This window comes from Crocosphaera watsonii WH 8501 (genome assembly GCF_000167195.1).
GTDB classification, from domain to species: Bacteria; Cyanobacteriota; Cyanobacteriia; order Cyanobacteriales; family Microcystaceae; genus Crocosphaera; species Crocosphaera watsonii.
Map to the genome: position 1 here is coordinate 1 of NZ_AADV02000214.1, position 6,216 is coordinate 6,216.

10 protein-coding genes and 1 pseudogene are annotated in these 6,216 nt (G+C 36.1%); 7 read left to right on the forward strand and 4 right to left on the reverse strand.

What is annotated here, in order from left to right; all coding sequences use genetic code 11:
• A pseudogene (locus CWATDRAFT_RS28980) lies at window positions 1–630 on the forward strand (IS5-like element ISUnCu10 family transposase); the annotation flags it as partial.
• A complete protein-coding gene (locus CWATDRAFT_RS37860) occupies window positions 612–773 on the forward strand; it encodes a type II toxin-antitoxin system HicB family antitoxin (protein ID WP_232287230.1) in 162 nt (53 codons plus the stop codon). The pseudogene CWATDRAFT_RS28980 and the gene CWATDRAFT_RS37860, both read left to right, overlap by 19 nt.
• A 74-nt stretch (window positions 774–847) precedes the next feature.
• Here the strand turns inward: CWATDRAFT_RS37860 and CWATDRAFT_RS28985 are convergent, their stop codons facing one another.
• From CWATDRAFT_RS28985 to CWATDRAFT_RS28995, 3 genes are read right to left on the reverse strand one after another with little or no spacing between them, the layout of a single operon-like run.
• Window positions 848–1,183, reverse strand: coding sequence for a DUF5615 family PIN-like protein (locus CWATDRAFT_RS28985; RefSeq protein WP_007308315.1), 336 nt, complete (start codon window positions 1,181–1,183; stop codon window positions 848–850).
• A complete protein-coding gene (locus tag CWATDRAFT_RS28990; RefSeq protein ID WP_007308314.1) occupies window positions 1,167–1,487 on the reverse strand; it encodes a DUF433 domain-containing protein in 321 nt (106 codons plus the stop codon). The genes CWATDRAFT_RS28985 and CWATDRAFT_RS28990 overlap by 17 nt, the downstream gene beginning before the upstream one ends.
• 45 nt (window positions 1,488–1,532) lie before the next feature.
• A complete protein-coding gene (locus tag CWATDRAFT_RS28995; RefSeq protein ID WP_007308313.1) occupies window positions 1,533–2,069 on the reverse strand; it encodes an NYN domain-containing protein in 537 nt (178 codons plus the stop codon).
• Window positions 2,070–2,252: 183 nt separating this feature from the next.
• Between CWATDRAFT_RS28995 and ndhL the strand changes: the two genes are divergently transcribed.
• From ndhL to CWATDRAFT_RS29010, 4 genes are all read left to right on the forward strand, one after another.
• A complete protein-coding gene (ndhL, locus tag CWATDRAFT_RS34960) occupies window positions 2,253–2,510 on the forward strand; it encodes an NAD(P)H-quinone oxidoreductase subunit L (RefSeq protein WP_007308308.1) in 258 nt (85 codons plus the stop codon).
• A 38-nt stretch (window positions 2,511–2,548) separates the two neighbouring features.
• Complete coding sequence (locus CWATDRAFT_RS29000) at window positions 2,549–2,848, forward strand: DUF3007 family protein (protein ID WP_007308309.1); 300 nt, start codon at window positions 2,549–2,551, stop codon at window positions 2,846–2,848.
• A 119-nt stretch (window positions 2,849–2,967) separates the two neighbouring features.
• A complete protein-coding gene (gene trpA / locus CWATDRAFT_RS29005; protein WP_007308310.1) occupies window positions 2,968–3,762 on the forward strand; it encodes a tryptophan synthase subunit alpha in 795 nt (264 codons plus the stop codon).
• 220 nt (window positions 3,763–3,982) lie between these two features.
• Window positions 3,983–4,516, forward strand: coding sequence for a DoxX family protein (locus CWATDRAFT_RS29010; RefSeq protein ID WP_007308311.1), 534 nt, complete (start codon window positions 3,983–3,985; stop codon window positions 4,514–4,516).
• 155 nt (window positions 4,517–4,671) lie between these two features.
• On the opposite strand, the gene CWATDRAFT_RS29015 is transcribed toward CWATDRAFT_RS29010, so the two are convergent.
• Complete coding sequence (locus CWATDRAFT_RS29015) at window positions 4,672–5,004, reverse strand: hypothetical protein (RefSeq protein WP_007308312.1); 333 nt, start codon at window positions 5,002–5,004, stop codon at window positions 4,672–4,674.
• 620 nt (window positions 5,005–5,624) lie between these two features.
• Between CWATDRAFT_RS29015 and CWATDRAFT_RS29020 the strand changes: the two genes are divergently transcribed.
• The coding region (locus tag CWATDRAFT_RS29020; RefSeq protein WP_042712787.1) for a transposase at window positions 5,625–6,216 on the forward strand (592 nt) is incomplete at its 3' end.

Consider the following 6,216-nt stretch of genomic DNA (forward strand, 5'->3'; position numbering starts at 1 on the left):
CAACGGCATATTCGTCCAATAGTGAGGGGAAAAGCAGGAAAACCAATAGAGTTTGGAGCTAAACTCTCAGTAAGCTGTGTAGATAACTATGTGTTTCTAGACAAAATAAGTTGGGAAAACTTCAATGAATCTTGTCATTTAAAAGAACAAGTAGAAAAGTATAAAGAAACGTTTGGCTATTATCCCGAATCCGTCCATGTAGATAAAATTTATCGAACTAGGGAAAACAGAAATTGGTGTAAGGAAAGAGGGATAAGAATCAGTGGTCCGAAGTTAGGAAGACCTCCGAAAAATGTCAGTGAAGAAGAAAAGAAACAAGCCCACTCCGATGAATGCTTCCGTAATGCTATTGAGGGAAAGTTTGGACAAGCTAAACGAAGATTTAGCCTAAATCTCGTGATGACAAAACTCCCTGAAACCTCCATTACATCTATTGCTATTACATTTTTAGTTGTCAATCTTTCTAAACTTCTGAGGCAGTTTTTGTCGCTTTTTTTGTCCTTATTTACTAATAATAGAACAGGGGAACTCATCAAACCGCCTTTCATTAATTTTGATTATACTTTAAACAATTTTTATGTACTAAAACTTATTGATTTGTCAGAAAATTCTTGGTCAAAAGTGGCATAAATTTTGGAGAAACTTTTTCAGCAAACCCTACTTATGAAAAAGTAGTTGCTAACGCCAAAGAAGCAATAGAATCCCTAATTATTGCTTATGAAGCTGATAACGAACCCTTACCAAAACCCTTAATTGTTAATACTATTTTATGACTCTTAAAAAATATTCAAGAAGCAATTGCACTTTATCTAGAAGTTTTGCAAGAAAGAGGTTAATTAATTCCCGATTACAAAAATTCAATATGATTAAACATTTCTTCTGGTTCAAGTATTTCCCAAATTAAAAGTAAACCTTTTATAATTGCACCAATAGACTTACTTTGTTGAGGACAATAAACAATTCCTGCATGAGTTGTTTCTAATATATTTATTCTTAGAAAATCAGTATCTTGAGTAAAAATAACTCGTCTATGTAACAAAGAATATTGTAACTGAATTTCATCTGATACCCCTAATAATCCCTCTTCAGGAGTTGTAGTAACATCAACTTCCCTATATCTTAATCCAGAAGCGATCGCCTGACTAACGTTTTCATCTAAGTGAAATTTAATCTTTTCTTTCATCAATATTTTTAATTTTTTCTCTGACTAAAGAAGGCGTTTTAGCTTGCATTTCCCTAGTAAAAATTTCATCATCTTCAATATCTTTTCTAATTTCTTCTAGATGATCATGATAATAAGATAAAGCAGCATAAACATCAGCTAAAGTGATGCTTGGATAGTGATAAACAATTTCATCAGGAGACATTCCCATCCTTTCATGCCAAATTACCACATCTTGTACTTTAATACGATGTCCAGCAATACGAGGTTTCCCCCCACATACCCCTGGTGTAATTTCAATATGATTGATTATTATTGGTGTCATAATTAATCTTTTTGGAACATTAATCCCCTTAACTTCTCACTTCGTTTAAGATAGCCAACGAGCTAATTTTTCCTGAGATTGAGTATCCAAACAATTAAATAATAAACGTCCTCGACTGCGTTTATTACTCTGTTGTTTCCGTTTAACTTGAGAACGAGAAGATTGAATATCTTTCGCTAAAACATCCACCGACATCCATTCTGCACCGTAACCCATAGCCGTCAAATATTGATCTCGATCTGATGTAGCGACTATAATGCGATCGTGGTCAGTCTCTTGGCGACTGAAAAAAGCAGCACAGACTTTTTCTATGTATGTGTCGGCAGTCTGTGTCCAAGCAGTAAAACAGATAGAAAGATGCTGGGAATGATGTTCAATAGTAGAGGGAGTCTTTTGGTATTGAGAGTCAAAGACAACCCGAGTCTTATATCCTTTGTGGACAGTGTAGTTGATTAAAGTCTCCACCAATTCATGCCTCGCTTGTTCTAAACCGTGGCGATCGCGGGTGGCTTTTAGGGAAGACCAGGAACCAATGATATTATAGCCGTCGACGAGTAATAAGGGTGTAATAGAAGAGTACATTTTTCTGAACAGTGATCATAGATTGTTAGCATTTTTGTGGCATACGTCCCCTAATCTTAACAAAGAATTTACCTTATGGCGAATCAAAATATGATGATCTCCTGAAATTTCCGAGTTTGCTATTTCCCACAAAACCCTTACCATAGAAGCAGAAAGCTTGCATAGTCACCTATCATCGCCATTATGGATACAATTATTAATGTCATTACTTCGTTACCTCTAGATACCCTGATCACTGCTGGGTTGTATCTAGGGCTAAGTGCGCTCTATCTGTTAATCATGCCAGGATTTGTTTATTTTTACCTTAATACTCGTTGGTATGTAGCTAGTTCTTTTGAAAGAGCTTTCATGTACTTTTTGATGTTCTTTTTCTTCCCTGGAGTGCTTCTACTAAGCCCTTTTTTAAACTTTCGCCCCAAACGCCGACAAGTTAACCCTTAATTTCCCTTAATATACAAAAAAACACCTGATAGGCCATCATGAGAAGAATCGATGTTATCACCGTTAGCTTAGCAATTTTTGTAGGAGGAGGTCTCCTCTACATCGTTTTTCAAGCCATCGGTTTAGATGGCCTATCCGCAGGGGTGTGGAGTCAAGCGTTGTTAGTGATCGTTGTCTTAGCTTGGACTTCAAGCTATCTGTTTCGAGTGGCCAACAAAGATATGACCTACAATCAACAACTGAAAGACTACGAAGATGCTGTATTACAAAAACGCCTCGAAGAGATGACCCCGGAAGAATTAGAAAAATTGCAACAAGAAATTGAACAAGAAGAATAATTACCTGATATTCAGGGATTTTACTACCTTAAGCGTTAGTTATAAATCTTAAAGATTCAGAAAATAAACCCCAATTCAGGGTAAATTGATGAATGGTAATCTAGCTTGAGTTGACCCCAATGACATCGGTTTCTGATTGTTTTCAATCCCTACGCGATCGCGGACAATGCGCCCTTATTCCCTTCATTACCGCAGGTGATCCGGATCTTGACACCACAGCCAAAGCATTACGGGTTCTCGATGCTTCAGGTGCCGATATCATCGAGTTAGGGGTTCCCTATTCTGATCCTTTGGCCGATGGTCCGGTTATCCAAGCCGCAGCCACTCGGGCTTTAGGTCGAGGGGTGAAGTTAGAAGATGTCCTCAAAATTGTTAAAGAGGTGCAACCAGAAATTAAAGCCCCGATCATCTTATTTACCTACTATAACCCGATTTTTTATCGAGGGGTTGAACCCTTTCTACAACAAATTAAAGCTGCTGGTGTACAAGGGTTAGTGGTTCCTGACTTACCCCTAGAAGAAGCTGAAACTTTACTTAAACCTGCTGCTGCCATGGGGATCGAAGTTACATTATTGGTTGCCCCTACCAGTCCCATAGAACGTATTCAAGCGATCGCTACTCAGTCTCAAGGCTTTATCTATTTAGTCAGTGTCACCGGAGTAACTGGCATGAGAACCCAAGTAGGCAGCAGAGTGGAAGAATTACTGAAAAATCTTCGTAGCACCACAAATAAGCCCATTGGGGTCGGATTTGGAATTTCTGAACCTGAACACGCTTTACAGGTCAAAAATTGGGGGTCTGATGCAGTAATTGTCGGTAGTGCTTGCGTTAAACGCCTAGCACAAGGAACCCCAGAAGAAGGCTTAAACTCACTGGCTACATTTTGCCAAAGTCTTAAACAAGCACTTCTATGATTAATATAGCGAAGTTGAAATATTTAAGAAAGTTGTTATCATATTAAGGAATGTTAATGTTATACTCATGGGTATAATTAGGGTCATTGTAGCTCTAACTGCCTGTATGTAAGCACTTGAGGCATAAGGGCAACGCTGCCTCAAAATATTTAGTAAACATTACTCCATAAAACTCAATCAAGTTTTGTAACTTCCTTAATTTTCTCATAGCTTCTTAATCATGAATAAATCAATACTCAGTTTAGTTTTCAAACCCAACGTCACCCCTAACATCCCTTCCCAAACCGCTTGGGCTATTTTTCGGATGGTTGTGGGTTTAATGATGATCCATAACGGACTAGATAAGCTCGGTAATATCGAAAGCTTTGCCGAAGCTTATGTATCTTATATTGGACTACCTTTCCCTATTTTCTTTAGTTATGTAGCTGCATTTACTGAATTAATCGGTGCGCCTTTAGTTGCCATTGGTTTATTCACTCGTCCTGCTGCATTAGGGTTATTTTCAACCATGCTCGTCGCTATGTACCATCACATCTTAGTAGCAGGGTTTAGTGTTGCTTATCTCGAACTTTCTGCTATCTATGCAGTTTGTTTCCTTTTCTTCTTGATTAATGGTGCTGGTTTATTCTCCACCGATGCTTTAATCTTAAACTTGTTAGATAATCAAGCTTTAACCCAAAAAGCAAAGCAAATCATGTTATTAGAAAAGTCTTATCAAGCTTCTTCTGATAAAAAAGAAGCACAAGTAAGATAGATTTTTACAGTTTTGTTTGCTCTAAAATTCTGCTTTGAAGCGGACTTTTAGAGCAAAAATTAATCTGATTACTATACTATAAAGTATAAGCAATCAATAACTACTAACATTTTTCTAGTTCTTTAGTTTCATCTGTTAATCTAGAAAGAGCATAATTAAAAATAATGACAACCTAACTGACAATAAGCAGTGGGTTGAATAACTAAATAAAGATTCTCATCTTCTGCAATAGTTGATTGGTTCTGTTGAATAATTGTTTGTAACTCATTTCCCTCTTCAGGTACTAATAATTCAATATTAATTAATTCTGCTAACATCTCGGAGGGAATTTGTTGAAACTGTCCTTGTTCAATTAAACTCCAACTTTCTTCATCAATAACCCGAAACATTGCTGTTCTAGTTACATAAATTGCTCGTTTAGTTCGTTCTTCCACTTGATCAAATAGAGGACGACTTACTCGATAGTAATGAGATAATTTGAGATTCATTATTTTTCCTCAAAATTGAATGAATAAAATTGATAGTAAGTCAAATGTTTTGATTAACTTACTATCCCGGAATTTGCACAATTCAAGTTTAGTTAATTAGAAGGTTGCTACAGTTTTAAAGAAAATGAGTTTGATAAAATCTCTGACAATTATCAAACTCTCAAAAGACTTTTAGCGTCCAAGTTGACCAATAGAATGGTTAATATGATTAGCACGATTAGTTAAAGTTTGACTAGGCTTTGCGAGTGCCATTATTAGACATTTTTGTTAACCTATAAGTAGTTTATTTTTGCAAGGGCTAATCCTTATGTTAAAGCAGTTGAAACTCCTAGTAAGTGTTGTGTTGTACTTAAGCTTTAAGGCATAAGCCCTTGTTTTGTTATTAAACATATTAACCAACTCTTTAAGGGGATGTCAGTCCCAAATTTGAAGAAATTTTTTTTATTTTTAATTCTATTTAAGTAGATAAAAGTAGAAATAAATAGGGTTTGCTGAATAAAAGCAAAACCCTATTCTTTAAAAGGTTACACCCATATTCGCGATCGCAAAAAAGATCAGCTTTGTCGGCTACAAACCGCTATAATTGGTAGAAACACCTCCCAGTTGTTGGTCAAGAACAAATGTATCGAAAAGAGGAGCAACCTTTACCGCCCCCAGAAAAATTTGAATTACCTTTCGAGGGCAAATTGTCCCCCAATAATCGTTGGGTAATCATGGCAGAGTTGATACCTTGGGATGATTTTGAGGAAGAATATGCTAAACTTTTTTCAGCAGAAAAAGGTGCGCCAGCCAAACTATTTAGAATGGCATTAGGGACATTAATTATTAAGGAAAAATTAGGAACAAGTGATAGAGAAACTATAGAACAGATTAGAGAAAATCCCTATCTACAATACTTTATAGGTTTAAATTGTTATCAACAAGAGCCACCACTGGAATCTTCAATGCTAGTTCATTTTAGGAAAAGAATTGATGGAGAATTGATAAACAAAATCAATAAAAAAATAGTAAAAAGGGAAATAGACAAGAGTGATAAAGAAGTAAAAAAAAAGGATTGTCTCCAAGAAAAAGGAGAAAAAATAAAAAATAAAGGTAAACTAATTTTAGATGCGACTTGTGCGCCAGCAGACATCAAATACCCAACGGATTTAGGCATATTAAATCAAGCCAGAATTGAGACAGAAAGAATAATAGATAATCTTTATAAACCCA